The following is a 25,575-nucleotide window of genomic DNA, read 5'->3' as shown; positions in this document are numbered from 1 at the left end:
CCGACCGGCCGGGGCACGCGAGCCCGCCGCAACCCGGGCCGGCGGAGAGGCCCTACGCCCGAGAGCGGCCGCGCAGGCGGCCGAGCCGCGCGGCGAGCGGGGTGCGCGGGGTGTCCGGCTCCGCGGACACCTGCCGAGGCAGCCCCTGGGGGAGCGCCCGGTACCAGGCGTACGAGACGCCGAAGCCGAACGCCAGGCAGATCATGCCGCCCACCGCGTCGAGCCAGAAGTGGTTCGCGGTCGCCACGATCACGACCAGGGTGAGCGTCGGGTACAGGGCGCCCAGGATCTTCGCCCACGGGGCCGTCGCCAGCGCGCAGATGATCAGCCCGGACCAGAGCGACCAGCCGATGTGCATCGACGGCATCGCCGCGTACTGGTTGGACATGTTCTTGAGGTTGCCGGAGGCCATGGAGCCCCAGGTCTGGTGCACCAGCACGGTGTCGACGAAGTCCTGCCCGTTCATCAGCCGGGGCGGCGCGAGCGGATACAGGTAGTAACCGACCAGTGCCACACCGGTGGTGGCGAACAGGACCAGCCGGGCCGCGGCGTAGCGGCCCGGGTGCCACCGGTAGAGCCAGACGAGGACGCCGATGGTCACCACGAAGTGGAGCGTCGCGTAGTAGTAGTTCATCGCCACGATCAGCCACGTCACCGAGTTCACGGCGTGGTTGACGGACTGCTCCACCGCTATGCCGAGGGTCTTCTCGGCCTCCCAGATCCAGTCGGCGTTGCGGAGCGCCTGCTCCTTCTGCTCCGGGACCGCGTTGCGGATCAGCGAATACGTCCAGTAACTCACCGCGATCAGCAGGACTTCGAACCAGATCCGCGGACGCCGGACCCGCCGCGGTGCGCGGCGGCGGCGCGCACCGTCGGGGCGCGCCTCGTCGTGCTGCGCGTCGTCGTGCTGCGTGGAGGGGACCGCGGCCTCGTCCTCCGTGATGGGTGACGGGGTCGCCGTCCGGCTGTCGAGAGTCTTCACGGTCGCTTCACCCATGGGACGAGAGTCTGCCAGAAACACGGCCCACCCTGATCATCCCTCGGTCGGGTCATCGCCGCACCCGCTCCACCCTACGGACGAGGGGGTACCCGGGGGTCCGGCAGGGGGGTCTGCCGGGGGGCGGAGGCCGTGGAACCGCGCACCACCAGCTCCGGCATGAACACGAACTCCCCGTGCACCGGAGCCCGCCGCCCGGCCCCCTCGCCCGAGTGCGCGTCGCCGATCTCCTCCAGCAGCGCGCGTACCGTGGCCTGCCCCATCGCGGGCACCGGCTTGCGCACCGTGGTCAGCGGCGGATCGGTGAAGGCGATCAGCGGGGAGTCGTCGAAACCCACGACGGAGACGTCGTCCGGCACCTCCAGCCCCCGCTGCCGGGCCGCCCGTATCGCGCCCAGCGCCATCATGTCGCTGGCGCAGACGACGGCCGTGCACCCGCGGTCCATCAGCGCGGAGGCGGCGGCCTGGCCGCCCTCCAAGGTGTAGAGCGAGTGCTGTATCAGCTCGTGCTCGACGGTGTGCGGATCGCAGCCGAGCTGGTCGCCGACCGCCCGGACGAATCCCTCGATCTTCCGCTGCACCGGGACGAAACGGCGCGGCCCGACGGCCAGTCCGAGCCGTACGTGACCGAGCGACACCAGATGGGTCACCGCCAGCTGCATCGCCCCGCGGTCGTCCGGCGAGATGAACGGCGCCCGCACGTGCGGCGAGAACCCGTCCACGAGGACGAACGGCACCCCCTGCGCGCGCAGCCGCTCGTAGCGCTGGGTGTCCGCGGTGGTGTCGGCGTGCAGACCGGACACGAAGATGATCCCGGAGACGCCCCGCTCCACCAGCATCTCGGTCAGCTCGTCCTCGGTGGAGCCGCCGGGCGTCTGGGTGGCGAGCACCGGGGTGTACCCCTGGCGGGTCAGCGCCTGGCCGATCACCTGCGCGAGCGCGGGGAAGATCGGGTTCTCCAGCTCGGGCGTGATCAGTCCGACCAGGCCGGCGCTGCGCAGCCGCAGCCGCACGGGGCGCTCGTAGCCGAGCACGTCGAGAGCGGCGAGGACGGACTGGCGGGTGGTCGCGGCGACTCCGGGCTTCCCGTTGAGAACCCGGCTCACCGTCGCTTCGCTGACCCCCGCCTGGGCGGCGATGTCGGCCAGGCGTGCGGGAGCGGTCACGATCGGACTGTACCCGCAGCCCCCCGCGCCTGCCCACACCGCCCCGCGACGCCCGGCGCCCCCGGCCCCGCGGGCACGGCCGGGGGACGAAGAGCGCGTCGACACCGGGTAGTTCAACGGTGCCGTCCTGAGTACGCACACTCAGGCGCCGTTCACCCGCGCCGCATACGCTCGCCTCGCACCGGACGCCGCGGGGGCGGCACGGCCCGCGGGCCGGCGGGCGGGACCACGGGGGGACGACATGCCAGGAACACCGCCGTCACAGCACGGACCGGAGCACACCCGCCCGGCCGGGCGCCCGGCCAGCCGCACCGCGGCGGTGGGCTGCGCCGCCCTCGCCCTCGCCGCCCTCGCCACGGGCTGCGGAGGCCAGGAACGCACCAGCACCCGGGGCGCCGCGCCCACCGCGTCCGCCTCCCCCTCGGCCGACGCGTCACCGTCACCGTCCCCGTCTCCGTCGGCCGGCTCCACGACCGGAGCGCTGCCGGACGCCTACGACTTCACGCCCGATCCCGCACGCGTCCCCAGGACCCCGGAACGGGCCCGCGAACTCACCCGCAACGCCTCGCTGGAGCCCGCCGACTGGACCCCGGGCATGGTCCGCCACGACCCGTACGAGAACGCCGGGACCCGCCCGCTGCTCCCCGACACCTGCGTGTGGACGCGCACCCCGCTGCCGCCCGGGATGCTGGACAGCTACACCCGGCGCATCGACATGCCCGCGAAGGACGGCAAGGGCCGCGTCCAGGGCTCCCTCACGGTGACCGTGCACCGCGACGAGGCGCTCGCGGACCGCGAGATGAAGGACACCGTCCAGGAGAGCTTCCGCTGCCCGGTGCAGCAACTCGGCGGCGGGCAGCGGCTCGACGGCCTGATGTCCATGCACCTGGACCCGAAGGACGTGAAGAACGCCGACGCCACCCTCTTCGAGGCCGGGCGGTGGACCGGCCCCGGCTCCGGCGGCCCGCAGGAGTACGTCTGGAGCAAGTCCCGGATCGGAACCGTCACCACGGCCGTCTCCGTCAAGGGAGCCGAGGGGTACGAGACGACCGACCTGATCCGCTTCGCCGCCGAGGCGGGCGCCAAGATGCTCTACCGCGTGGAGCTGGAGCTGAAGTGAGCCATCTGCAGCCGCCCGGACCGGGCGACCCCGCGCACGTCGCCGGCTACCGCGTCGTCGGCCGGCTCGGCGCCGGCGGCATGGGCGTGGTGCTGCTCGGCCGCTCCCGGGGCGGCGCCCTCGTCGCCATCAAACTGATCCGCGCCGAGTACGCGGGCGACGCCTCCTTCCGCACCCGTTTCCGGCGCGAGGTCGCCATCGCCCGCCGGGTCGTCAACCGCTACGCCGTGCCGGTCGTCGACGCCGACACGGAGGCCGCGTCCCCCTGGCTGGCCACGGAGTTCGTCCCCGGACCGGCGCTCGCCGACGCCGTCGCCGCCACCGGTCCGCTGCCCGCGCCCGCGCTGCGGGCGCTCGGCGCCATGCTCGCCGAGGCCCTGGACGCCGTGCACCGGGCGGGCATGGTGCACCGGGACGTGAAGCCGGGAAACGTGCTGCTCGCCCCCGACGGACCCCGCCTGATCGACTTCGGCATCGCCCGCGCGCTGGACGACACGGTGCTCACCGCGACCGACATGGTCGTCGGCTCGCCCGGGTTCCTCTCGCCCGAGCAGGCCACCGGCGCCCCGGTCGGGCCGCCGAGCGACGTGTTCTCGCTCGGGTGCGTGCTCGTCCACGCGGCGACCGGGCAACGGCCCTTCGGCAGCGGCCCGGTGGAGGCCATGCTGTTCCGCACGGTGCACGACGAGCCGGCCCTCGACGGCGTGCCCGGCGAACTCCTCCCCCTGGTGCGCGCCTGTCTGGACAAGGACCCCGCGCGCCGGCCGGACGCGGCCGCGCTGCGCGCCGCCTGGGCCGCCGACACCGCGGACGGCGGCTGGCTGCCCGCGTCCGTCAGCCATCTCATCGCCGAACGCTCCGCGCGGATGCTGGCGCTGCCCGACATCGAGGCCACCTGGGTCCCGCCGCCGGCGCCCGACGGCGCCACGGCCACGGCCGCCCCGCATCCCGAACCGCCCCGCAGACGCCGCATGCTGGCCTGGATCGGCTCCGGCGCGGCGGTCCTCGCCACCGGCGGCACCACCGCCTGGCTCATCGGACGGGACCGGCGCGACGGCGGCACGGACGGCGCCGGGCCCGCCGCCCGGCCCGTCGTCCGGCTCGGGCTCCAGGCCGATCTGAGCGGACCGGGACGCGCGGCGGGCACCGCCCACGAACGCGGGATGCGGCTCGCGGTCGAGGAGCACAACGCCCGCGCGGACGAGCCGTTCACCCTCGCCCTCACCGTCGCCGACGACCGCGGCGACCCCGGGGCCGCGCGCGGCGCCGCCGCCCGGCTCGCCGCCGACGAACGCGTCGTCGCCGTGGTGGGCGCGACCGGCGTCGAGGCGGCCGGCGCGGTGCTCGGCGCCTACGACGAGGCGGCGCTCACCCTGCTGAGCGCGCTGGACGGCGACACCCGCCACATGAACCGGGTCTTCCTCTGCGCCCGGCCCAGCAACGCCATGCAGATGTACCCGGTCGCCCAGTACCTCGGACTGCACGGCCTCGACGACATCGCCGTCGTCGACGACGAGAGCGAGTACGGACGGCAGACGACCCGCTTCCTCGCCGAGGGACTGCGCGGGACCGGCGGACGCACCGTCCTCGCCCACACCGTCCCGGAGGGCACCGGCGCCGCCGGCCTCGACGCCCGGGCGCGCGCCCTGGTCGCGGCCCGGCCCGGGGCCGTCGTGCACGGGGGCGGCGCCCGGTCCGCGGCCGACTTCGCCCGCGCCCTCGACAGGGCGGGCTACCGCGGACCGCGCATCGCCGGACAGGCCGCGCACGAGCAGGGGTTCCTCGCCTCGGCGGGCGCGGCGGCCGACGGCTGGCTCGTCGTCTCCACCGCCACCGACCCGCTCGCCGCGCCCGCGGCCCGCGCGTTCACCCGCGCCTTCCGCACCCGCTGGGACGGCGCCGCGCCCCCGCCGTTCGCGGCGGAGGCGTACGACACCGTCCGCCTGGTCGCCTCCTGCGTCCGGGAGCTCGGGAGGGAGCGCGTCACCCGCGGCGACCTGGTGCCCGTGCTGCGCAAGACCCGGTACGAGGGCGTGTCCAGGACCTACGCCTTCGAACCGGAGAACGGCGCCTTCGTGGGCACCGGCACCTTCTTCTACCGGGTGACGGGCGGCGCGTTCCGCTTCCTCGGGCCGGACCCGAAGGCGGTGTGAGACCGCCCCCGTCGCGGGCCGCCGGCGCGGCCGCTGCCTCGGACGATGCCCGACGGGGCGCGATGGAAAGGGCTTTCTGCGACGATGGGGCGTCCTTGTCGCCGCACCCCCGGAGCCTTCCGTGCCGCAGATCACCGTCGACTGCTCGCCCACCGCCCGATCCGCCCTCGACCGGCAGAAGTTCGCCCTCGCCCTCCACCGGCTGGTCGTCGACACCGTCGGCACCCGCCTGGAGGCGTGCAAGACCCGCTTCCGTCCCGCCGACGAGACCGTCGTCGGCGACGGCGGGAGCGACGCCCCGCTGGTCCACGTCGGCATCGCCCTGCTGCCCGGCCGCAGCGAGGAGGTCAAGGCGCGGCTGTCGCAGGCCGTGGTGGACCTGGTCGCGGAGCACCTCGCCGCCGCGGCCGGCGGCGCGTCGTACGTCTCCGCCGAGATCCGGGACCTGGAAGCGTCCTACCGCAAGCGCTGACCGGGCACCATCAGCGGACCCAGCCGCACCAGCCGGCCGACGAGATCGCCGAACGGGCCGTCGGCCGGCTCCTGGGAGAGGAGGCCCGCCAGCACCCCGGCCATCTCCTCGTCGTACGCCGCGCTCACCGCCGCCAGCGCGGCGAAGTCGTGCACCAGCTGCAACTCCAGCTCGGCACGCGGCACCCGCCGCCCGTCCAGCCAGATGAGCGCGGTCGACTCGGCGAGCGACACCCAGGAGCGGACCACCAGCGCGAGACGCGGCGACGGATCGGCGACGCCGAGATGGGCGAGGATCTGCTCGTACGCGGCCTGCCGCACCTCGTCGATCATCGCGTGGGTGGTGGACGAGCCGACGGCCGGACCGCCGCGCATCAACGCCGAGAAACCGGGACCGTGTTCGTCGACGAAGTCGAAGAAGCGGCCCATGACCCGCAGCAGACGGGCGCCGAGCGGGCCGTCGTGCGGCTCGTCGAAGAGCGCGGAGAGCTCGTCCGCCGCGCGGCGCAGTGCCGCCTCGTACAGGCTCTGCTTGCCCGGGAAGTAGTGGTAGACCAGCGGCCGCGAGATGCCGGCGGCGGCCGCGATCTCGTCGATGGACACGTCGTCGGGGGAGCGGTGGCTGAACAGCTCCAGCGCCACGCCGATCAGCTGCTGCCTGCGTTCCTCGACGCCCATCCTGCGCCGCACCCCGGTCGTCATACGAACACCCTACCGAGTGCCCGCGCCCGCCCGACCGGGGCCCGGTGACGTCCGGGGAGGTCAGGGACGCAGCAGCAGCACCGTGCCGAGCGCACGCTGACCGGTCGAGTCGGAGGGGCGGTTGACTATGCCGGCGGACGCCGTCGCCATCACGCTGGAACCGCCGCCGTCGAGGTTCATCGCCTCACGCGCCCCGAGCTGCCGCATCAACTGGGCCGCCGACGCGATCCCGAGGCCCTCGCTGTACCCCGCCTGCCGGCCGTCGACGACCACGATCATCAGCCGTCCCCGGTCGTCGACCCCGATCATCGAACGGGGGTTGGCCCGCACGGTCCAGTTGTACGTGAAGGTCCGGTCCGGCCCCTCGCGGAGGATGCCGTCGCCCACCGCGTTGACCGACACCCGGCCGTCCCGGACGAGGGCGGGGCCGACCTGGAGGATCGTCGTGCCGGCGGTGAGCGGGACCTTGCTGTTGCGGCTGTCCCACACCTCTTCGGTGACGGAGGTCTGCGTGCCGGCCGGCAGGTGGGCGAGCAGCCAGGCGGCGCTCGCACCCGTCGCCTGGATCACCGAGCCGCCGGCCGGAACCGCCGCCCCGCGCGAGGCGTTGACCGCGATCACCCGGCCGCTCGCGTCCAGCACGGCCTCCGCGCCCGCCCCGGACGGGGGCTGCCCCCACTCCGGGGTGAACCGCACCAGCTCGCTGTCGTCCGTGCACTTGAGGTCGTGCTGGGGCTTCTCGGTCGGCAGGTCGCCGCCCACGCCGCCGCAGTTCCACACCTCGCCGGGTATCCGGTTCACCCCGTCGATCTCCGCGGTCGCGCCGCCCGCGCGCAGCGTCACCCGGGCCCGGAAGGTGTCCACGTCGAACGCCCGGCCGCCGTCGGAGAACCTGATCCCGGCCCGGCCCTGGGTCGCCGAGCCGATGATCCTGCCGTCCTTCACGTACAGGCCGCCGGGGGCGTCGTTGTAGAACCACTGGGCGTTGACGCCGGCCGTGGCGCCCGCGGCGGCCATGAGGTCGGTCAGCTTCTCGGTGCCCTTCAGCGTCGGCCCGAAGGCCGTGTCGAGCGAGCCACCGAAGCTGCGGAGGTCCACCCGCATCACGTGCACCTTGTGCGGCGCCCGGAGGTCCGACCCGTCCTGGGGGGTGTACCGGGTGCCGCCGGCGAATCCGGCCGCCTTGACGCGGGCGAGGTCCGCCGAGGCCCCGGCCTCCGCCGCGTACCTGCCGATGCGGACGGTCCAGCCGAGCGTCCCGGCGCGCCGGTCGGCGAAGTCGGGGGTCCTGATCTCCTCGACGCGCGGCGCGAAGCCCTTGTCCCGCAGCGCCGCAGCCACACGGTCGGCGGTCGCGCGGGGGCCGAGGGCGGTGTTCGCGGAGGACAGCGGTCCGTCCGGTTCGACGGGCAGGTACACGTGGACCGTCCACTTGTCGTCCGCGTCCTGGCGGCCGAACGCCATGGAGGTCAGGGTGACCCCGGGAGCCACGGTGGTGGTCACCGGCGGGGCGCTCGGCTGGAGCGGGCGCGTCGCGGACGGGGGCTGGGGCCGGGTGGCGTCGGGCGGTTGCGGCGCGGCCTGGGCTCCGGGCACGGCCGCCACCGCACCCAGCACCGTCGCCGCCGCTGTCGCGGCCGCCAGGGAAAGGGACGTGCGCTGCATGAGCGTCCTTCCGTCGTCGGAACGTAAGGCAAGGCAAGGCGCAGTCGATTGCGGGCAGATGTCTCGGAGTACAACAGCCGTGGCAGCCCTGTGGAAGCCTCCGGACCGGCCATGCAGAATGAGCCGTTCCGGCTCTTGCGGAAGGGCCTGACAGGCCGTCGGGGGGCGAACACAGGGGAGGGTGCGCAGGGGGACAGTAGTCCACGCGCACGGGGCCTCCGCAGGAGGGGTACCCAGGGACGATGTGCCCGGGGACGGTGTGCCCGGGAGGGGGCGACCGGGGACGGTGCGTGCCGGGGGTCAGTGCCGGGAACGCCGACGCTCGACGTGTGCCCGGAGACCGGCCGGGCCCGGCTCTCGTACCGCCGCGCCGAGGAGGTCTTTGAGGAGAACACCCGGCTGCCGGCCGACCCCCTCGCCTCCCCCGACGACATCGAGGACCTGGACGGCTGGACGCTCCACCGGCTCCGCCGCAGTGCCCTGACACACGACGCGGAGGACGGCACCTCCACCCCGATGCTGCCGGCCCGCTCCCGCCACGCCTCCGTCCGCTCCCTGGAGCGGTACGCCCGCCCCGGCGTCGACGCGGTCGCCCGGCACGTCGCCGAGCGTGGCCGGCTGTCCGCCGCCGTCGCTGAACATGCGAAGCCTGCGAGCGGGTTACTTGCTCCCCGGTCTCCGAGCCGGGATGACAGGGCCTGTCCCGAAGGGACAGGGCACCCCGGCATCCCCTACGGGCCCCGAGGGGGTTTTCCCCCTTTGCGGCCCGGGGGGTCGCTCCATGTCCCAGCGGAGCGGCCGACGGGCATGATCCATCCATGACTTTACGGCGAACAAGTATCCGGATTCTGGCTGGTGCGGCGGTCCTCGGCAGTGTGTCCGCCCTGGTGACTCCGGTCTCGGCGGCGGCCGGCTCCCCCAGCGAGCGGGTACAGGGCGGGGCTGTCGTCTCCGTCGAGCAAGCGGCCGACCTCACAGCCGAGGAAGTGGCCGGGGAGCTCCGGGGAAGGATCGACTCGTCCCAGGTCCGTCACGGCGTGACCGCCTATCGGGTCACGTACCGCACCACCGACAGCGCAGGCGCCCCCACGACCGCGAGCCAGCTCGTCGTCCTGCCCAAGAACGGGGCGCGCCACCTGTCCACCGTCTCCTGGCTGCACGGCACCACCGTCTACCGCAAGGATGTCGCCTCGGAGAATCCGAACTCGAACGACCGGCTCGTCGCCCTGCTGTTCGCCTCGACCGGGCGGGCCGTTTCGGCGCCCGACTACGTGGGCCTCGGCTCGGGCGAAGGCTTCCACCCGTACGGTGACCCCCGGGCCACCGTCGCGGCCTCGGTGGACGGCCTGCGCGCGGCCCGGACCCTCGCCCACCGAAACGGCCGGGAGCTGAAGCGGAAGGTTCAGGTCAGCGGGTTCTCGCAGGGCGGCCCCGCGACCATGCTGGTGGGCCGGGCGCTTCAGCAGGAGAGCGCCGACCGCTACTTCCGGCTGGGGGCACTCGCCCCGGTCAGCGGCCCCTACAACCTCTCGGCCTTCGAGGCCGCCGCGGCCGACGACAAGATCGCCAAATCCGGCATCTACCTCGCCTACTTCGTCACCGCCTGGAACACGATGTACGGCCTTTACACGTCACCCGGCGATGTCTTCCGCTCCCCCTACGACAGCAAGGTGGAGGGTCTCTTCGACGGCCATCACACCGCCGGGCAGATCGTCAGCGAACTCCCGGCGGCCTCCAAGGACCTGTTCACCGAGGACTTCCTGAACAGAATCCGCAAGCCCGACGGAGTCCTGGAGGAGAAGCTGCACCCGATGGACCACACATGCGACTGGCGGCCGAACGTACCAGTGGAGATCTTCCACGGCCGGGGCGACAAGGACGTCGACTTCAGTCACGCGGCGTACTGTGCAGACCAGTTGACGAGGAACGGCGCCGCACCTCGGCTGACCGACGTCGGCGACCACGACCACAACGGATCGGTGCGGCAAGCCCTGCCCCGGATCGTCGGGTTCTTCGACGAGTCGGCGAAGACCAACTGAAGCACGCCACCGGCGACGGCTGAGACAGAGGACGTACGCGCAGCGGCGCGCCCGCCCGACCCATGCCCGTTCAGGCGATGAGCAGGCGGAGGCCGAGGTCTGCCGTGTCGAGGTGGGTGAGGTCGCTGTTGCGCTCGGCCCACCGGCCGGAGTCGAGGTCGTCGCGGAGGCTTCGCACGGCCCGCTGCTCGGCGTCCGGCCCGACCCTTGTCCACACCGACATCGCACGGCGGACGTGCTCCTCCAGATACGCCTCCGGTCTGCGCCAGTACGCCTCGAACAGGCCGTCGGTGCAGTCCCACGGGACGGGCACCGGCTCGGCGCGGGCGCCGATCGCGTCGGCCATCCCCGCAAGTGAGGGAAATTCTGCGAGGACGGTGGCGAACTCGGGCAGGTAGTCGCGGGTGAGCCAGAACCGGTCCTGCCATCCGGGCTCGTCGGTGTCGAATGTCAGCACCACCACGCGGCGGGCCACGCGCCGCATCTCGCGCAGCCCCGCTATCGGGTCCCCCCAGTGGTGAACAGTCGAGACGGCCATCGCGACGTCGAAGGAGTGGTCCTCGAACGGCAGGCTCTCCGCGGCGGCAGCCACGCACGGCGCCGAGCCGGCAGGCCGCTGACGCCGCATGACCTCCGACGGCTCCACCGCGGTCACCTCGCGATCAGCCGGCTCGTAGGAGCCGGTGCCGGCCCCGACATTCAGCACCGTCCGCGCGTCCCCGAGCGCGTCCACAATCTGCGCTGCGATCCGCGGCTCGGTACGCCGCGTCGCCGTGTAGGCGCCGCCGATCGCGTCGTACAGCCGTGCACCGAGCATCCCCAGTTGCTCCTCCGGTGTCACCATCCGTCCCCTCGCCCGTGCCTCGAGTTCCCTGTCGATGGCCGCCACCATGGCGTCAGCACGATCACGCCGCTCCAGCAGCAGGCCACGCAGTCGGCGCAGGTGCGCGACCGCGTCGGTGGACGAGTCGCCGACCAGTTCCGCAACCTCCCGCAACCCGAAGCCCAGCCGCCGGTAGGCCAGCACTTCCCTCAGCCGCTCGACGTCCCCCGCCGAGTAGGCCCGGTACCCACCTGAGGTCCGCGCCGACGGACGCACGAGCCCGACCTCGTCGTAGTGATGCAGCGTGCGGACGCTCACGCCGGCCAGCTCGGCCACGCGCCCCACGGTCCAGTGATCTTCCACGGCACCGACTGTGCAGCCTGACGCCACGTGAGGGTCAAGAGCCGCACTCATGACCCGCGAGAGCCGGCGCGGAGGCCGTAGCTCCATGCCGCGCACTTCAGAAACGGTCGTTCATGAGAGACGCTCATCGAGGCTGCGACAAGCTTCGGGCGCCGCCCCTGTGGCTCCGGGGCGCGATATGTGCGTCTCGGAGGCACGTTCACACGTCGCGGCGTCGTACGAGGACCACCGCGAGGTCGACTGCGATCTTCACCACGACTCCGGCCAGGCCCGGAGCAGCACACCGGGATGCTTGCCGCCTCCCCGTGCGGAAGCGAGGATCCAGCAGGTCGATGCTCCCCCGGCGCCGCTCGATCTCGCCCTTGACCGCCACCAGGCTCTCCGGCTCCTCCTGCCTGCCCCGCGGGGAGACCCGAATCCACGGCTCGCCGTGCTTCTTGACGATCGCCACCCCGCCCGGCGCGACGGGCGGACCAGGGAGGTCACCGCAGCGGCGCGACGCGGGTGCCGTCCGGCAGGCGGCCGTGGAGGTCGGCGCGGGCGCCGGGCCGGGAGCGCACGGCGAGGAGCGGGCCGTCCGCCTCGCCGGACACCCCTCCCGAGAGGGCGACCGACCGGAACCGTCCGCCTCCGGCGGCGAGCGCGTACCACTGCCCCGCACGCGACTGCCACAGGACGCCCGCCAGCACCCGCGGCTCGCGCACCCCGCACGCGGGGGAGCCCTCCGCCCGCGCCACGACGGTGCCCGGTGCGGACGGGCGGTCGGCCGGCGGGTGGAACTGGGCCATCACCCGGGCGCCGTCGCCGCGCCACGTCTCGGCACGGGTGCACACCCACGCGGCCGTCCCGTTGGCCTCCGGAAGCCGCTGGAGCGCGTACCGCCAGACGCTCACCTCGCGCACCCCGTGCGCGCGCAGCCCCTGGAGCGAGCACGCCGTCCGGGCCCAGGTCGCCGGCGCCCCGGGCCCGGTCGCGTCGGACGGGGCCGACGGCGGACCGGACAGCAGCCGGACCGGGGCCAGTTCGCCCAGATCCGTCAGGAGCCGCGTCCCCTCGCCGTCGCGGACCTCCAGCGCCTCCCAGGAGCGGCAGGCGCCCTCCCGGGCCGGGCTGGGAAGGGCCGCCGTCACCCCGGAGGCGTCACGGGCGAGCGGTCGTGCGGGGGCCGCGGGGTCGAGCAGGTCCCGCACCGACACCTGCCGCACCCAGGGCGCGGTCAGATAGCGCACCCGTCCGCCCGGCCTGGCCACCACCAGCGCCGCCGCCGACGCGCCGTCCGCCGCGTCCGTGCGCGCGAAGTCGAGGGCCGCGCCGCCGGCTCTGCCGGCGGGCTCGGCGTACCGCACGGCCCGCAGGCCGTCGTGCAGCACCACCACACGCGCCCGTTCCACCGCGCCCGCGAACAGCAGCCGCGGCCGGCCCGCCGGGGGACCCGACGAGGTGCCGGGGGTGGCCGTCACACGCACCCGTCCGCCCGGATCCGCCCAGGCGGCCAGCGCCCGGTCCAGCAGCGCCCGGTCACCGGTCAGCCCGCCACGTGCGGGCCACACGGAGAAGTCCCGCCGGGTGGCGTCCCGCCACGCCGTCGGCGCGGCCCGCACCGGCGCGGCCCGGTCCGCGTCCCGCCAGGCCGGGGAGCCGGCGTCCGGCAGGCCGAGGAGACCCCCGCAGACGGCCAGCGCGGCGACCGCCACCACGCCCGCCCGGACCCGGCGCCCGCGGCGCGGCGGTCCGGTCGGGCACGCCTGGAGCGCGCACGCGTCGAACGCGGGCGACGCCAGCAGCGCCGCCGTGCCCGCCGCGTCCGGCACGGCGTCCACCGCCGCCAGGGCCGCCCCGGGATCGGTCGCGCCCGCCGCCGCCAGCACGTCGAGGGTCTGCGTCCGGCCGAGGCCCTCCAGACGGCGCAGCACGCAGGCCGCCCGGCCCGCCGGGCCGAGCGCCGCCAGCTCCCGGTCCAGGGCGGTCTCCGCCGCTCCGCCGGCGCGCGGCAGCAGCCGCAGGCCCCTGACCCGGGGCAGCGGGAGGAGCGGCAGCGGGCGCCGGTCCGCCCGCAGCGCCCGGCGCAACAGCCGCGTCCGCAGGGCGTCGTACCCGTCCGGGGCCGTCTCCCCGGGGCGCCGGGCCCTCGGCACCAGGGGCGCCGGAGCACCGGCGCCCCGGCCGGGCAGCGTCCACCGAACGAGGGCGTGTGCGGCCATCACCCGGCGGACCGGGTCGGACGCCGGGGGCAGCACCAGGTAGGCGATCCGCACCAGCCGCGGGTAGTGCGCGGCGGACTCCGCCTCCAGCACGTTCCCGTGGCCCGGGGGAGGGGAGGGGCTGAGGGCCGTGTCGGCTCGCTGAGGACGCACGTCCAGCAGAACGAGCGGACCGGCCCGCGGTCACCCCGCGTGGGGAGCGCCCCCGGTGCCGGACGGCTCGGCACGGCCGGGCGACCCGCGGTCACCCGCGGTCGAGGGACCGCTCACCACTCGGCGGTACCCGGCCGCGCCCCGTCTCGGCCCGCCGCCGCGGCGCCGGTGAGCGACCAGCCGCTGAAGCGCACGGTGCCCCGTGCCCCGCTGCCGCCGTTGGTGGCGCTCATGAAGATGCCCACGTCCTGCGCGGCCGCCGCGCCCGGGACGTTCACCGTGGCGACGGTGCGCCAGGTGGCGCCGCGGTCGGTGGAGCAGGCTCCGGTGAAGGCGGTGCCGCCGTCTTTCGTGAGCCGCAGCAGCACCGGCGCGGTGACGCCGAGGATGCGCCCGTAGCTGTCGATCGTGCCGTCGCCGTCGGTGTCGAACGACAGCGCCACGCCCTGGCCCGGGGTGACGGCCAGGTTGAGGAAGCCCGCGTCCATCGGCTCGGCCAGCGCGTTGCGGACCGCGATCCCGGCACGGGCCCAGGTGCCGGTGTTGTCCTGCGCGTCGACGCGCACCACCACGCTCGCACCGGAGGTGAACGCCTGCGGCAGGTAGGCGGTGCCGAACTGGGTGGTGCCCCGCCACAGGTCGCTGCCCGCCCCGTTGATCGCCAGCCGGCCGCCGAGCTGCCCGAAGACGGCCGCGTTGGAGGTGAACGTGCGCCAGCGCGGCTCCAGCGGCGCCGCCAGGTGCACGCTGCCCGACTGGGCCGACGTCACCCGTTCCTCGGAGAGCGGCCCGTACTGCGTGGTGAGCCGGTACTCCATGGGCACCAGCGGTTCGGTCAGCTCGCCCTCCGGCGCCGTCACCCGCCACGACACCGCCCCGGTGCCGCCCTCCGGGACACCGTCGAGCGCAGGTTCCCCGTCCGGCTCCGCGTCCGGGCCGTCGAGCGCGAAGTCGACGCGGCCGGTGGCCCGCAGCCCGTTCAGGTTGCGGAACGACGCCGTCAGCGTGCCGGTGCTGCCCGGGGTGAACGCCGGCGGGTCGACCGTCACCGTCACCACCCCCTGGTACGGGGCCCGGGAGAGGGTGTCGAAGACCCGCTGGGCGGTGCGGTGCGCGTCACCCGTCGGCCGCACCGGGTAGGCGCCGCGCTCCTTCGTCCACGCCTCCTCCTGGGGATAGAAGTCGAAGGACTTCGGGGCACGGCCCTCGGCCAGCGCGTCGCCCGCCTCGGCCAGGTACGCCTCCCACTGCGGCAGGTGGACGTCGGCCATCAGCCCCTGCCAGTCGCGGTTCGCGTAGTTGCCGAGGGTGTTCGCCGTCGGCCGGTCCGCCCAGGTCGAGATGAGGGTGCGGGCCGTCGCCTCCAGCCGCACGGCCTCCTCGGGGCTGGTCGCCAGCCGCTTGGCGTCCTCCAGCCACGGGCCGGTCAGGAACATCCGGTGGCAGCCGGCCATCGTGTCGGTGAGCAGCATCAGCTTCAGGAACACCGCCGACACGGCGCGGAAGGTGTCCGCGTCCTTGGCGCGCCAGGCGGCCCGCAGGGCGATCTGGAGCGTCCGGGAGCGGTTGGCCAGGGCCTGCCGGGCGACGTCGGTCAGGTCGTGGCGGTAGGTGTCGGAGTCCCGCAGACCGGGACTCACGTCCAGCAGCCCGGCCAGGGCCCGGTCGAAGCCGGCCGGGTCGAACGCCGTGCCGATGGCCGTCGTCAGCGACGGGCGGCGGGAGAACAGCGAGTCGTACGGCCGGCCGTCGGTGCTGGTCAGCTTGTACGCGGTCGCCGCCAGCGCGGAGAACGCCTCGCGTGCCGCGGGGTCGTCCCCGCCGTAGCGGATGCGGCTGTAGTCGGCGAACCACGCCGCCCGGTCGGTCTTCTCCTCCCGCCAGGCCAGTTCGCTGAAGAGCTCCGCGGCCGCCGGGTCCCGCTCGGCTGCCTCCGGCATGTAGGCCGTGCCCACGAGCGCGCTGCCCGCCTTGTCGCGCCAGGCGGTGAACTTCTCCGTCCAGCGGTCGGTGTTGGCGCCGATCGTCGTCCGGCCGCCGAAGTTGGGGATGGTGCCGAAGGCGTACGGCGTGCCGCCCCAGTCCGTCTCCCGGTCGGTGACCGTGTCCAGGTCCGACAGCCCGTCGACGACGAGGACCCGGGACCGGTCGACGGAGTCCAGCAGCAGGGGGCGGGGGTTGGACTGCCAGCCGAGGATCACCCAGGTCGCGCCGGGGCGGGCGGTGTGCAGCGACGTCTCCACGGCGCGGGCCGCCTCGGGGACGGGCACGTCGCCCGGGGTGCCGCCCTCGTGGAGCAGGTCCATCTTGAAGTACGCCACCTCGCCGAACAGGTCGGCCTGGTGGCGGTAGAACGCCGCGGCCACGTCCGCGAACGCCTTCGTCCGGGGGTCGAGCCAGTCGGGGCGCCGCATCCCGCCGCCCCACGTCCCCTGGGGCACGACGCGGGCGTCGCTGCCCGGGTTGCGGGCCGGGAAGCCGTCGGGAACCGCGCCGAAGTAGCCCGGCAGCACCGGCCGCATGCCCAGTTCGCGGAGCCTGTCGCAGATCCGGCGCCCCAGCTCCGCGCGCCGCTCGATCAGCGCGGTGGACATCGGCCCGCCGAACTCGCTCATGTTCTGCAGCAGCCACCAGGGCTGGTGCGAGGGCGCGGGGAGCCAGGTCCGCGCCTCGGTGTCCGAGTAGCCGAAGCCGGTCAGCAGCCGGTGGTAGACCGCCTCCATCCCGGCGGTGACCAGCACTTCGTTGAAGCCGTGCAGCGCCAGCACGTCGAGTTGGCGCTCCCAGCGCGGCCAGTCGGCGTACGGGGCGGTGTACCCGTCGTGGGTGTCGTTGTACACGAACCGGTGAGGGACCGTCGCCGACCGCCTCAGCGGCGCCGCCGGGGCCGGCAGCCGCGCCGGCAGGACGACACGGGAGCCGGCCCACGAGATGTGCGCGCGGCACACGTACTTGAGGTACCAGTGCACCCCGGTCAGCAGGACGGCGGCGCTGGTGCCCGTCACGGTGACGGCGCCCGCCGTGCCGGTCACCTCGAAGCGCTCCGGGCCGGTGACGGTCCGGAGGGTGAACTGGGCGGCGTGGTCGGGAAGCAGCCGCTGCAGCGCGGCGAGCGCGGCACCGGGGGCGTCCGCGCGGGCGGCGGGTGCGGCGGCGGGCGGGGCGGAGGGGGACGGAGACGGCACGGCGGCGGTCGCGGGGGTGTGCGCGGCGAGCGCGGCACCGATCCCGACGGCGCCCGCGGTGCCCAGCAGGGTGCGTCTCGACAGCTCGTACATGCGGCGCTCCTCCGTGTTGCTCCAAGTGGTGCTCCGGCGACAACGGGTCCGTGCGGAGCGCAGGTTACTCACGGTTCACTCCCGCGCAGGGGGACCGGAAGGGCACGATGGCCGGATGCGGACGACATCGAGTACGAACACACCACGGGCGGCCCGGACGGTACTGGCGGTTGCGCTCATCGTCGTGGCGACGGCCTGTTCAGCGGGTGAACGCGATCACGGGCGTGTCGCGGGGACCGCCACGGCACCGGCCTCGCCCCGCGCCGTCTCCGGCAGCCTGGAGGACATCGCGCGCAAGGCCGACTGCGAGCCGAACATCCAGACGGACGCGGCGGAGCTGCGGCAGGCCAACTGCGCGACGGCGGACGGGAGGTACGTGCTGGCCACCTTCGCCACGGAGGACGGGCGGCGCGCCTGGCTGGACGAGGCGGACGACTACGGCGGCACGTACCTCGTCGGCGGGACGTGGGTCGCGGTCGGCGACGAGAAGGTCGTGGCGGCGCTGCGCGGCCGCCTCGGCGGCTCGGTGCGGACCGGAACGGACCACGGATCGCACCCGGGCGGCGGCACCCCGGGTGGCGGTCACGCGGACCACGACGGTCACGAGGACCACGACGGCCACGACGGCCATGAGGGCCACGAGGAGACGCACGGGGGCTGACCGCACGGGTGCGGCGGACGCCGCCCCGGGCCGTCCCGGGCCCCAGGGCGTCCGCCGCACCCCGTACCCCGAGGCCGCACTTCGCGGTTCCACCCCGCACCCGGTACCACCCCTCACCCGGTACCACCCCTCACCCGGTACCGCACGGCGCACCGCATGCCGCACGTCCGCATCGCTGCCGCACGCCGCCCGTGTCGTCCGTGCCGCCGTGCGCACGAACAGGCCGGGCGGGGCCGGGAGCACCTGCTCCCGGCCCCGCCCGGCCTGTTCCGTCCCCGTCCCTTGCCTCCTCCGTCCCTTCGCTTGCGCTCAGTCCAGGCCGCGGGGGGTCACCGGCACCTCCGTCCGCCGTTGATGCAGCTCACCATCTTGTTCATCAGCCTCTCGTCGAACACGTTGATGAAGTCGCCGTGGTCGGTGACGGGCTTGTGCAGCTGCTCGGGGAACGAGTCGACGGCGAACACCGAGGCGTTCTCCCCGTCGAAGACCGGTGGCGGGACGTCGTAGACGATCCGCTGGACCAGCTGGGGGATGGCGCGGAAGCCCTGCGGGCAGCGGCCGCCGGCGTCGGCGAACGCCACATGGGTGCGGTGGTTGGCGCTGTCGGTGTTCTGGCCGTCCCAGCAGCTCTGGAACGTGAAGGTCCGCACCACCTGGCTGTTCTCGGGGCAGATCGGGTACTTGTCCTTCAGCTGCCGGTCCTCGAAGCCCGTGCAGCTCCACGACGCGTTCGCGTTCGCGTCACCGTTGACGAACGCCTTCGCGTCGCCCGTGATGATCCGCAGGAACCGGGGCATCGCGGTGACCTTGCTCCGCGGACTGCCCACGAAGCTGAGGGTGACCTGCGACGGCGTCTGGATCTCGCCCACGTTCTGGTCGTTGCCACCGCCGTCGGCGGCCGCGTCCGCCTCGTCCTGGCCGTTCTGGAGCCGGAGCACCGGCCAGTAGTAGGTCGACCGGTCGCCCTGGTTGCGGCAGGTGGTGGCGCCCGCGGCGAGGTCGTCGTCGCTGGCGAAGGCGTCGTTCGCCTGGTTGCCCACGTAGTCGTGCATGTGGTGGGCGCCGTTGCTCACGCCCGGGGCGACGATGACGTTGTCCGGGTTGAACTTCCCGTTCGCGTTCACCCCGCAGTCGGTGGTGAAGGCGCCGCGGGAGGCGCCCCGGCGGTTGCGGGGCTGCTGCACGTTCGGCTGGACGTCCTCGATGGCGACGAAGTCGCCCGCCTCGGGGCCGTTGCCGGCCTGGCCGCCGTTGCCGCCGCCCTGCTCGCCGTCGTTGCCGCCGTCGTTCCCGTCGCCGTCGCCGCTTCCGTTCTCTCCGCCGCCGTCGCCCTGACCGCCGTCGCCGTTCTGGCCGCCGTCGTCTCCGTCGTTCCCGCCCTCTCCGTTGCCGTTGCCGTCGTTGTCGCCATCGCTGCGCAGGGTGCAGGGAGCCATCTGCTCCAGGCCCTGCGGGCGTTCGGCCGAGCGGTCGATCAGTGCGACGATCCGTTGAATGATCACCAGACGTTCGTTCCGCAGCGGTGCCAGGATCTGGTTCTCGCCGAAGGAACGGTCCGCCTCCACCCGCTGCCGGTTGTCGGCGAAGCGCTGGTAGGCGACGGTGATCTGGGAGTCCAGTGTGGCGAGTTCGCGGTCGACCGCGAACCGCTGGTCACCGGGGACCTCACGCAGCGAGTCGCCCACGTCGGGACAGTCGATCGTGGACACCGACTGACCGGCGGCCGCCCGCGTCCGGTTCTGCTGCTGGCCGTCGCGCCCGCCGGGCCACCACCCCTCACCGGCGGAGGCGTAGGAGTTGGCCGCGATCAGCCCGCCCCCGCCCAGGATCAGGGCGGCCGAGGCGGCGATCGCCCGGTTGGCCAGCTTCGAGCGTTTTCTTGATGTGCGTCCCATGGAACTCCTCTGCTTCGTTGCCGGGGTGTGTGGGATGAAAGGGGGGTCCCGGCAGAGGGAGAAGCGCGCCGTTCCATACGGGGGCGGTCCACGGGGTGTTCAACGCGTACGGCGGTTCGTACGAAGCTCCAGCGCCGAATGCGGTCCAGGCGGTCGAAGCCGGACACGTCCGGCTTCGAACGACGGGTCCGGCGTCGCGGACACGTCCGGCTTCTCGGATGCGTCCGGCGTCCCGGGTGCTCTCCGGCCCGGCGGCGGAGTGCCTACCCCCGGTCGAGGTAGGCCAGTACCGCGAGCACCCGGCGGTTGTCGTCGTCCGACACCGGCAGCCCGAGCTTGGCGAAGATGTTCGACGTGTGCTTGGCGATCGCCCGCTCCGTCACCACCAGCTGCGTCGCGATCGCGGTGTTCGAACGGCCCTGGGCCATCAGTTCCATGACCTCCAGCTCACGGGGTGTCAGCGTCCCGATCGGCCGGTCCAGGGAGCGGCGGGACAGCAGCTGGGAGATCACCTGCGGATCCATCGCGGTGCCGCCGCCCGCCACCCGGCGCACGGCGTCGACGAACTGCTCCGCGTCGAACACCCGGTCCTTCAGCAGATAGCCGACACCGCCGTTGCCGTCCGCCAGCAACTCGCGTGCGTAGAGCTGCTCCACGTGCTGGGAGAGCACCAGGACCGGCAGTCCGGGCCGCGCCCGCCGCGCGGCGAGCGCGCACTGCAGACCCTCGTCGGTGTGCGACGGAGGGAGCCGGACGTCGACGACCGCGACGTCCGGCTCCAGTTCCGCGAGCGCCTTCGACAGCTCCGGACCGCTCTCCACGGCCGCCAGGACCTCGCAGCCGAACGCCTCCAGCATCCGCACCAGGCCGTCGCGCAGCAGGAACAGGTCTTCGGCTAGGACGACGCGCAAGGGATCTCCATGGTGACCATGGTGGGACCGCCCGCGGGGCTGCTGACGGCCAGGACGCCGTCGAATGTACCGAGTCTGCGTTCGACTCCGCTCAGGCCCGAGCCGGCCCCGACCGACGCCCCGCCCCTGCCGTTGTCGGTGACGGCGACCCTCAGCGAATCGTCCCGGTGCGCGATGTCGACCCAGATCCGGTCGCCCCCGCCGTGCTTGACCGCGTTCGTCAGCGCCTCGCTCACCGCGAAGTACGCCGCCGACTCCACCGGGGCCTCCACCCGGCCCGTCATCTCCACGTCCACCTCGCAGGGCACCGGCAGCCGCAGTGCCAGCGCCCGCACGGCGTCCCCGAGACCCCGCTCCGCCAGTACCGGCGGGTGGATGCCGCGCACCAGGTCCCGCAGCTCGGTCAGCGCCTCGGCGGACGACGCACGGGCCGCGGCGATCAGCTCCTTGGCCTGCGCCGGGTCCTTCTCGACCAGCGCCTCGATGGTGCTCAGGTTCATCCCCATGGCGACCAGCCGCGCCTGCGCCCCGTCGTGCAGGTCCCGCTCGATGCGGCGCAGTTCGGCAGCCGAGGTGTCCACCGCGTCGTGCCGGGTGGCGGTCAGCCGGTCGATGCGCTGCTCCAGTTCCTCCCGGCCCGGGGTGAGCGAGGCCGCGGCGATCCTGAAGTGGCTCCGCAGCAGCACGGGGTTCACGAAGGTCGCGAGGACCATCCAGCACGTCCCGAGCCCGGCCGCCAGACCCGCCGTCCCGGCGCCGCTCACCGGCAGGAAGGTGTACCAGTACGTTCCGCCCGCCTCGACGACAGGCTTCCACAGGCCCGCGGCCAGCAGCAGCCCGAACAGGCCCTCCAGCCACAGCGCGGGTGCCAGGACCGCGACGGCCGCGCCCGCCGTGATGTCGGTGAAGAGCCACTGCACGTCCCGGCGGGTGGCCGGGTCCTTCAGCATCCCCACGCACCGTTCGACCTGTCCCGCGAGTCCGCCGCGTGCCGCTCCGGCGGGGCGGTAGGCGCTCGGGATGCGGACGTCCGACCACTGCGCGGCGAGCAGTCGGCGGCGGTTCGCGTGGGCACGGACCAGCGACAGCAGCGGGGGAGTGGTGAAGATCCCGATCCCGACGGGGATCAGACCGACGGACACCAGCGTCAGCGTGAAGAGGACGACCGAGCCGATCAGCGCCGTCAGAGCCAGCACGAGCCCCCGCCCGCCGGCCACCAGTGAGGCCCGCAACCTCGTGATCATCGTCAAGTCCCCTCGTCGTCCGGGCTCCTCACCCGGTCCCGCCGACTAGTCTGGCGGGCCGCCCCGGCCGCCCGCACTGGCCCCCGGCACCCGGCCGGGGGTGTACCCGGCACCACCCCCGGCCGTGCCGCCCGGCGGCCGGGGGCGACCGCGGGCGGCGGCGGGCAGCGACGGGTGCGGGTCCGGACCGGCAGCGCACCGCCGGTCCGGACGGAGCCCGTTCACCGGCCCCGGGAGCCCGGCGTTCCCCCGCCGGGCCCGTTCCCGGGTCCCCGGCCCTTGCCCAAGTCCCCGGCCCCTGCCCGGGCCCCCGCTCCCCGCCGGGTGACCTGCCCCGGACATCCGGTAACCCCGGGTCACTCCCGCTCCGCCCCCGGCGATGGCACCATTACGCGACGATGACGGATGCCCGGTCGCCCCTGCGCGCCCTGCGAGCCGCACTCTTCGCGGCAGTGGCCGTGCTTCTGGGTGCGATGGGGCATTCGTCCCTGTCTGCGCACGACATCACGCCCCTCTCCCTGCTCGCCGCGCTCGGTGTGACCGCCGCTGCCGGCTGGGCGGCCGCCGGCCGCCGCAGGGGGCCGTGGTCGATCGGTGCCGGACTGCTCGCCGTCCAGGGCGCGCTGCACCTGCTGTTCGCCGTGCCCGCCCGCCCGGGCGCCGCCCACCACCACTCCGGCCACTCGGCAGACGAATCCGCGCACGACGGCGTGTACGGCTCCGCCGCGACCGCCGCCGAGGCGGTCGGCGCCGACACCGGCATGGTCGCCGTGCACGTGCTGGCGGCCGCCGCCTGCGCGCTCTGGCTCGCCCACGGCGAGTCCGCGTTCTTCCGCCTCGCACGCGCCGTGCTCGCCTTCGCCTTCACCCCGCTGCGGCTGCTGCTCGCCACCGTGCCGCCGCCCGGTCCGGCGGCAGGCCGCGGGCCGGCGCCCGTCCGCGCGGAGCGGCCGCTCCCACGCCATGCCGTCCTCTCCCACACCGTCGTCCGCCGGGGCCCGCCCGTACGGCCCGTCCCCCGCGCCACGGCCCCCGGAGCCACCGTCTGACACGACCCGGGGGCCGCTCTCCCCATGTCGACGTCAACTCCGAGGATCGCCATGTCCATCGACGCCCACAGCAAGGGCACCACCCCCGCGGACGACGGGATACCCGCCGCCGCGACCGCTCCCGAGCCGGCCCCGCCCGCCGGCGCCCCCACCCCCGCTCCCACCACGCGGGGCAGCCTCCGCCCCCTCCTGCTGCGGCTCCACTTCTACGCGGGGCTGCTCGTCGCCCCGCTGCTCCTGGTGGCCGCCGTCAGCGGTCTGCTCTACGCGCTCTCCTTCCAGGCGGAGAAGCTGGTCTACCGCGACGAGCTCCGCACCTCCGTCGGGGAGCGGGTCCTCCCGCTCTCCGAGCAGGTCGCCGCGGCACGCCAGGCCAACCCGGAGGGCACGGTCACCGCGGTCTGGCCCTCGCACGAGGACGGCGCGACGACGCGGGTGCTCATGACCTCCCCGAAGGTCGACGAGGGGCTTTCGCTCGCGGTCTTCGTCGACCCGTACACGGCACAGGTGCGCGGAGAGCTCGCCTCGTACGGAAGCTCCGGCGCGCTGCCGCTGCGCACCTGGCTGTCCCGGCTCCATGTGGACCTGCACCTGGGCGAGACGGGCCGCCACTACAGCGAACTGGCCGCCAGCTGGCTGTGGGTGGTCGCCCTCGGCGGGCTGCTGCTCTGGCTGGGCCGCCGGCGCCGCGCGCGGCGCGACCTCGTGCTGCCCGACCGGACCGCCACCGGACGCCGCCGCACCCTGTCCCGGCACGGGGTGGTCGGACTGTGGGCGGTGACCGGTCTGGTGCTGATCTCCGCCACCGGCCTCACCTGGTCGCGGTACGCCGGCGAGAACATCGGCGTCCTCCAGGACCGTCTCGGCGGGGCGAGCCCGTCCGTGTCGGCGGCGCTCTCACCGGGCGGCGAGGAGTCCGGCGGGCACGAGGGCCACGGCGACGGCGACCACTCCGGCCACGGGTCGGCGCACGACGGTGCCGACATCGGCATCGACAACGCGGTGGCCGCCGCCCGGGGCCACGGCGTCGACGGGAAGATCGCGGTGACCATGCCCGCGGAGGGCACCGGCTACGTGGTCAAGGAGACCGACAACCAGTACCCGGTCCACCTCGACGCGGTCGCCGTCGATCCCGCCGACGGCCGCGTCATCGACGAACTCCGCTTCGCGGACTACCCGCTGCTCGCCAAGGCGACCCGCCTCGGCATCGACATCCACATGGGCGTCCTGTTCGGGCTGGTGAACCAGCTGGCGCTGGCCGCCCTCATGGTGGCGCTGATCCTGCTCGTGGTGTGGGGCTACCGGATGTGGTGGCTGCGCAGGCCGACGAAGGACGTGCGCATGTCCTTCGGCCGCCCGGTGCCGCGCGGGGCGTGGCGCCGGCTGCCCGTGACCGCGCTGCTGCCGGTGGCGGCCGCGGCGGTCGTGGCCGGCTGGTTCGTGCCCCTGCTGGGCATCAGCCTGCTGGTGTTCCTCGCCTTCGACCTGGCGCTCGGCGCACTGGCGAAGGCCAGGAAGGCACCCTCGGCGGACGCCCCCTCCGGGACGGACGCCCCGGACGGAGCCGATACCCCGTCCGGAATCGACATCCCGGACGGGACCGACGCTCCTGCCGGGGCCGACGCCCGCTAGCCGCCGGTCACGGCGTGTACTTGTAGCCGACCCGCCGCACGGTCTGGATCGTGCGGCGGTGCTCGGCGCCCAGCTTGCGCCGCAGCCGGGCCACGTGGACGTCCACGGTCCGGCCGTCGCCCACGTGCCCGTAGCCCCACACCGTGGTCACCAACTGGTCCCGGGTGTGGACCCGGTTCGGGTGGGCGACCAGGTGCGAGAGCAGTTCGAACTCCAGGTACGTGAGGTCCAGCACCCGCCCGTCGACCCGGGCGGTGCGCTGGACGGAGTCGATCAGCACGGGCCCGTCGCCGGCCGGCTGCTGCTGCCCGGGGACGGCGCCGAGGAGCGCCTGCTGGTCGGCGGGCACCAGGACCAGGTAGCCGACCATCGGCGGGCGTCCGGGCAGCGAGGGCAGGGCGTGCGGGGGAGCGGGCAGCAGGGTGGCGCCCGGGGGCAGGAACTCCGTGACGTCCACGACCTCGTCGGGATCGACGGCACGGAGCCGGTGCCTGCCGGAGAGGGGCGGCACGGCCGTGGCGGGGGCGCCGGCGGAACGGGCGGCGGAAACGGCCGAGAAGGTACGGGTGTTCACCATGAGAGGTCAGCTCTTTCGCGCGGGAGGGAGACGGACGAGGACGTACGTACGTCGTGCGCGCCGGCCGAAGACCCGGTCGAGCGGTGGAGAACCGGTCGAGTGGCTTTAGAGGGCCTGCGCGTTCACCGCGCGGCAACACACCCGGTCGAAGTCATGGTGCTGACGGGAAGGCCAGAACGGCTCGAGGTCGGTGCGCCCCGCCGCCGTGTGCTGTTCCTCTGTCCTGACCATGGCCTCATTGAAGCAGACGCCCCGCGTTCGCAGCAGACCCGTCCCGCACATCGGGATGTGATCCTCCCTTCACAGTCGGCATTCGGCCACCCGCAGAAGCCTGTTCGGCCACACACCGTGGCAGCCGCCGGACCCGGAACCCGCCGACCGCCTGCCCGTGCCCGTGCCGTGCCCGCCACGGCGAACGGACACGGCGAAGGGGGCGCCCGCCTCGTCGGCGGACGCCCCCTTCAGGGAGTGTGCG

Annotated in this window: 19 protein-coding genes; 7 read left to right on the top strand and 12 right to left on the bottom strand. The window is 74.3% G+C overall.

Annotated features, from left to right (window positions below; all coding sequences use genetic code 11):
• Positions 1-52: 52 nt before the first annotated feature.
• Positions 53-997, bottom strand: coding sequence for a phosphatase PAP2 family protein (locus IAG43_RS08605; RefSeq protein ID WP_246574164.1), 945 nt, complete (start codon positions 995-997; stop codon positions 53-55).
• Between the two features lie 74 nt (positions 998-1,071).
• Positions 1,072-2,163 (bottom strand): LacI family DNA-binding transcriptional regulator, encoded by a 1,092-nt coding sequence (locus tag IAG43_RS08600; protein ID WP_187740164.1) that lies wholly within the window; start codon positions 2,161-2,163, stop codon positions 1,072-1,074.
• A 241-nt stretch (positions 2,164-2,404) separates the two neighbouring features.
• On the opposite strand from IAG43_RS08600, the gene IAG43_RS08595 reads away from it, so the two are divergent.
• The 3 genes from IAG43_RS08595 to IAG43_RS08585 all read left to right on the top strand — a co-directional run bounded on the left by IAG43_RS08595 (position 2,405) and on the right by IAG43_RS08585 (position 5,908).
• Positions 2,405-3,283: a hypothetical protein gene (locus tag IAG43_RS08595; protein WP_246574163.1), complete on the top strand. Its 879-nt coding sequence runs from the start codon at positions 2,405-2,407 to the stop codon at positions 3,281-3,283.
• Between the two features lie 5 nt (positions 3,284-3,288).
• Positions 3,289-5,436, top strand: a complete 2,148-nt coding sequence (locus IAG43_RS08590) for a bifunctional serine/threonine-protein kinase/ABC transporter substrate-binding protein (protein ID WP_425508639.1) — start codon at positions 3,289-3,291, stop codon at positions 5,434-5,436.
• Between the two features lie 121 nt (positions 5,437-5,557).
• Positions 5,558-5,908, top strand: coding sequence for a 5-carboxymethyl-2-hydroxymuconate Delta-isomerase (locus tag IAG43_RS08585; RefSeq protein ID WP_187740163.1), 351 nt, complete (start codon positions 5,558-5,560; stop codon positions 5,906-5,908).
• Here the strand turns inward: IAG43_RS08585 and IAG43_RS08580 are convergent.
• Together IAG43_RS08580 and IAG43_RS08575 are read right to left on the bottom strand one after the other, a co-directional pair.
• The gene (locus tag IAG43_RS08580; protein ID WP_187740162.1) at positions 5,893-6,609 is read right to left on the bottom strand and encodes a TetR/AcrR family transcriptional regulator; all 717 of its coding nucleotides are present in this window, start codon (positions 6,607-6,609) and stop codon (positions 5,893-5,895) included. The two genes, IAG43_RS08585 and IAG43_RS08580, sit on opposite strands and share 16 nt — an antisense overlap.
• 60 nt (positions 6,610-6,669) lie before the next feature.
• Positions 6,670-8,274: a phosphodiester glycosidase family protein gene (locus tag IAG43_RS08575; protein ID WP_187740161.1), complete on the bottom strand. Its 1,605-nt coding sequence runs from the start codon at positions 8,272-8,274 to the stop codon at positions 6,670-6,672.
• An 818-nt stretch (positions 8,275-9,092) separates the two neighbouring features.
• Between IAG43_RS08575 and IAG43_RS08570 the strand changes: the two genes are divergently transcribed.
• Positions 9,093-10,313: a lipase family protein gene (locus IAG43_RS08570; RefSeq protein ID WP_187740160.1), complete on the top strand. Its 1,221-nt coding sequence runs from the start codon at positions 9,093-9,095 to the stop codon at positions 10,311-10,313.
• A gap of 70 nt (positions 10,314-10,383) precedes the next feature.
• Here IAG43_RS08570 and IAG43_RS08565 read toward each other — a convergent pair whose 3' ends face one another.
• The 4 genes from IAG43_RS08565 to IAG43_RS08550 form a co-directional block, all read right to left on the bottom strand.
• Positions 10,384-11,481, bottom strand: a complete 1,098-nt coding sequence (locus IAG43_RS08565; protein WP_187744355.1) for a MerR family transcriptional regulator — start codon at positions 11,479-11,481, stop codon at positions 10,384-10,386.
• Between the two features lie 217 nt (positions 11,482-11,698).
• Positions 11,699-11,950 (bottom strand): hypothetical protein, encoded by a 252-nt coding sequence (locus IAG43_RS08560; RefSeq protein WP_187740159.1) that lies wholly within the window; start codon positions 11,948-11,950, stop codon positions 11,699-11,701.
• Positions 11,951-11,981: 31 nt separating this feature from the next.
• Entirely contained in the window at positions 11,982-13,853 is a 1,872-nt protein-coding gene (locus IAG43_RS08555) for a hypothetical protein (RefSeq protein ID WP_246574161.1), read from the bottom strand.
• Positions 13,854-13,966: 113 nt separating this feature from the next.
• Positions 13,967-17,131, bottom strand: coding sequence for an alpha-N-acetylglucosaminidase (locus IAG43_RS08550; RefSeq protein ID WP_187740158.1), 3,165 nt, complete (start codon positions 17,129-17,131; stop codon positions 13,967-13,969).
• A gap of 115 nt (positions 17,132-17,246) precedes the next feature.
• Here IAG43_RS08550 and IAG43_RS08545 point away from each other — a divergent pair, with 115 nt between their 5' ends.
• The gene (locus IAG43_RS08545; RefSeq protein ID WP_187740157.1) at positions 17,247-17,792 is read left to right on the top strand and encodes a hypothetical protein; all 546 of its coding nucleotides are present in this window, start codon (positions 17,247-17,249) and stop codon (positions 17,790-17,792) included.
• A gap of 329 nt (positions 17,793-18,121) precedes the next feature.
• Here IAG43_RS08545 and IAG43_RS08540 read toward each other — a convergent pair whose 3' ends face one another.
• The 3 genes from IAG43_RS08540 to IAG43_RS08530 all read right to left on the bottom strand — a co-directional run bounded on the left by IAG43_RS08540 (position 18,122) and on the right by IAG43_RS08530 (position 21,842).
• Complete coding sequence (locus IAG43_RS08540; RefSeq protein ID WP_187740156.1) at positions 18,122-19,687, bottom strand: DUF1996 domain-containing protein; 1,566 nt, start codon at positions 19,685-19,687, stop codon at positions 18,122-18,124.
• A gap of 263 nt (positions 19,688-19,950) precedes the next feature.
• Positions 19,951-20,598, bottom strand: a complete 648-nt coding sequence (locus IAG43_RS08535; protein WP_187740155.1) for a response regulator transcription factor — start codon at positions 20,596-20,598, stop codon at positions 19,951-19,953.
• A complete protein-coding gene (locus IAG43_RS08530) occupies positions 20,583-21,842 on the bottom strand; it encodes a sensor histidine kinase (protein WP_187740154.1) in 1,260 nt (419 codons plus the stop codon). The genes IAG43_RS08535 and IAG43_RS08530 overlap by 16 nt, the downstream gene beginning before the upstream one ends.
• A 398-nt stretch (positions 21,843-22,240) precedes the next feature.
• On the opposite strand from IAG43_RS08530, the gene IAG43_RS08525 reads away from it, so the two are divergent.
• Positions 22,241-22,891 (top strand): hypothetical protein, encoded by a 651-nt coding sequence (locus IAG43_RS08525; RefSeq protein WP_246574160.1) that lies wholly within the window; start codon positions 22,241-22,243, stop codon positions 22,889-22,891.
• Between the two features lie 51 nt (positions 22,892-22,942).
• Positions 22,943-24,523 carry a PepSY-associated TM helix domain-containing protein gene (locus IAG43_RS08520; RefSeq protein WP_187740153.1) on the top strand — a complete coding sequence of 527 codons (1,581 nt, stop codon included), beginning with the start codon at positions 22,943-22,945 and terminating at the stop codon, positions 24,521-24,523.
• A 7-nt stretch (positions 24,524-24,530) separates the two neighbouring features.
• Here the strand turns inward: IAG43_RS08520 and IAG43_RS08515 are convergent, their stop codons facing one another.
• Positions 24,531-25,100 carry a winged helix-turn-helix domain-containing protein gene (locus tag IAG43_RS08515; protein WP_187740152.1) on the bottom strand — a complete coding sequence of 190 codons (570 nt, stop codon included), beginning with the start codon at positions 25,098-25,100 and terminating at the stop codon, positions 24,531-24,533.
• Between the last annotated feature and the right edge of the window lie 475 nt (positions 25,101-25,575).

The organism is Streptomyces genisteinicus (genome assembly GCF_014489615.1).
In the GTDB taxonomy this organism is placed as follows: Bacteria; Actinomycetota; Actinomycetes; order Streptomycetales; family Streptomycetaceae; genus Streptomyces; species Streptomyces genisteinicus.
This window is presented reverse-complemented; position numbering and strand designations above follow the sequence as displayed.

Bases quoted from the DNA above. Each gene is read 5' to 3' on its own strand.
- IAG43_RS08605 (WP_246574164.1), bottom strand. From the start codon at position 997: ATGGGTGAAGCGACCGTGAAGACTCTCGACAGCCGGACGGCGACCCCG.
- IAG43_RS08595 (WP_246574163.1), top strand. From the start codon at position 2,405: ATGCCAGGAACACCGCCGTCACAGCACGGACCGGAGCACACCCGCCCG.
- IAG43_RS08580 (WP_187740162.1), bottom strand. From the start codon at position 6,609: ATGACGACCGGGGTGCGGCGCAGGATGGGCGTCGAGGAACGCAGGCAG.
- IAG43_RS08575 (WP_187740161.1), bottom strand. From the start codon at position 8,274: ATGCAGCGCACGTCCCTTTCCCTGGCGGCCGCGACAGCGGCGGCGACG.
- IAG43_RS08570 (WP_187740160.1), top strand. From the start codon at position 9,093: ATGACTTTACGGCGAACAAGTATCCGGATTCTGGCTGGTGCGGCGGTC.
- IAG43_RS08550 (WP_187740158.1), bottom strand. From the start codon at position 17,131: ATGTACGAGCTGTCGAGACGCACCCTGCTGGGCACCGCGGGCGCCGTC.
- IAG43_RS08545 (WP_187740157.1), top strand. From the start codon at position 17,247: ATGCGGACGACATCGAGTACGAACACACCACGGGCGGCCCGGACGGTA.
- IAG43_RS08540 (WP_187740156.1), bottom strand. From the start codon at position 19,687: ATGGGACGCACATCAAGAAAACGCTCGAAGCTGGCCAACCGGGCGATC.
- IAG43_RS08530 (WP_187740154.1), bottom strand. From the start codon at position 21,842: ATGATCACGAGGTTGCGGGCCTCACTGGTGGCCGGCGGGCGGGGGCTC.
- IAG43_RS08525 (WP_246574160.1), top strand. From the start codon at position 22,241: ATGACGGATGCCCGGTCGCCCCTGCGCGCCCTGCGAGCCGCACTCTTC.
- IAG43_RS08520 (WP_187740153.1), top strand. From the start codon at position 22,943: ATGTCCATCGACGCCCACAGCAAGGGCACCACCCCCGCGGACGACGGG.
- IAG43_RS08515 (WP_187740152.1), bottom strand. From the start codon at position 25,100: ATGGTGAACACCCGTACCTTCTCGGCCGTTTCCGCCGCCCGTTCCGCC.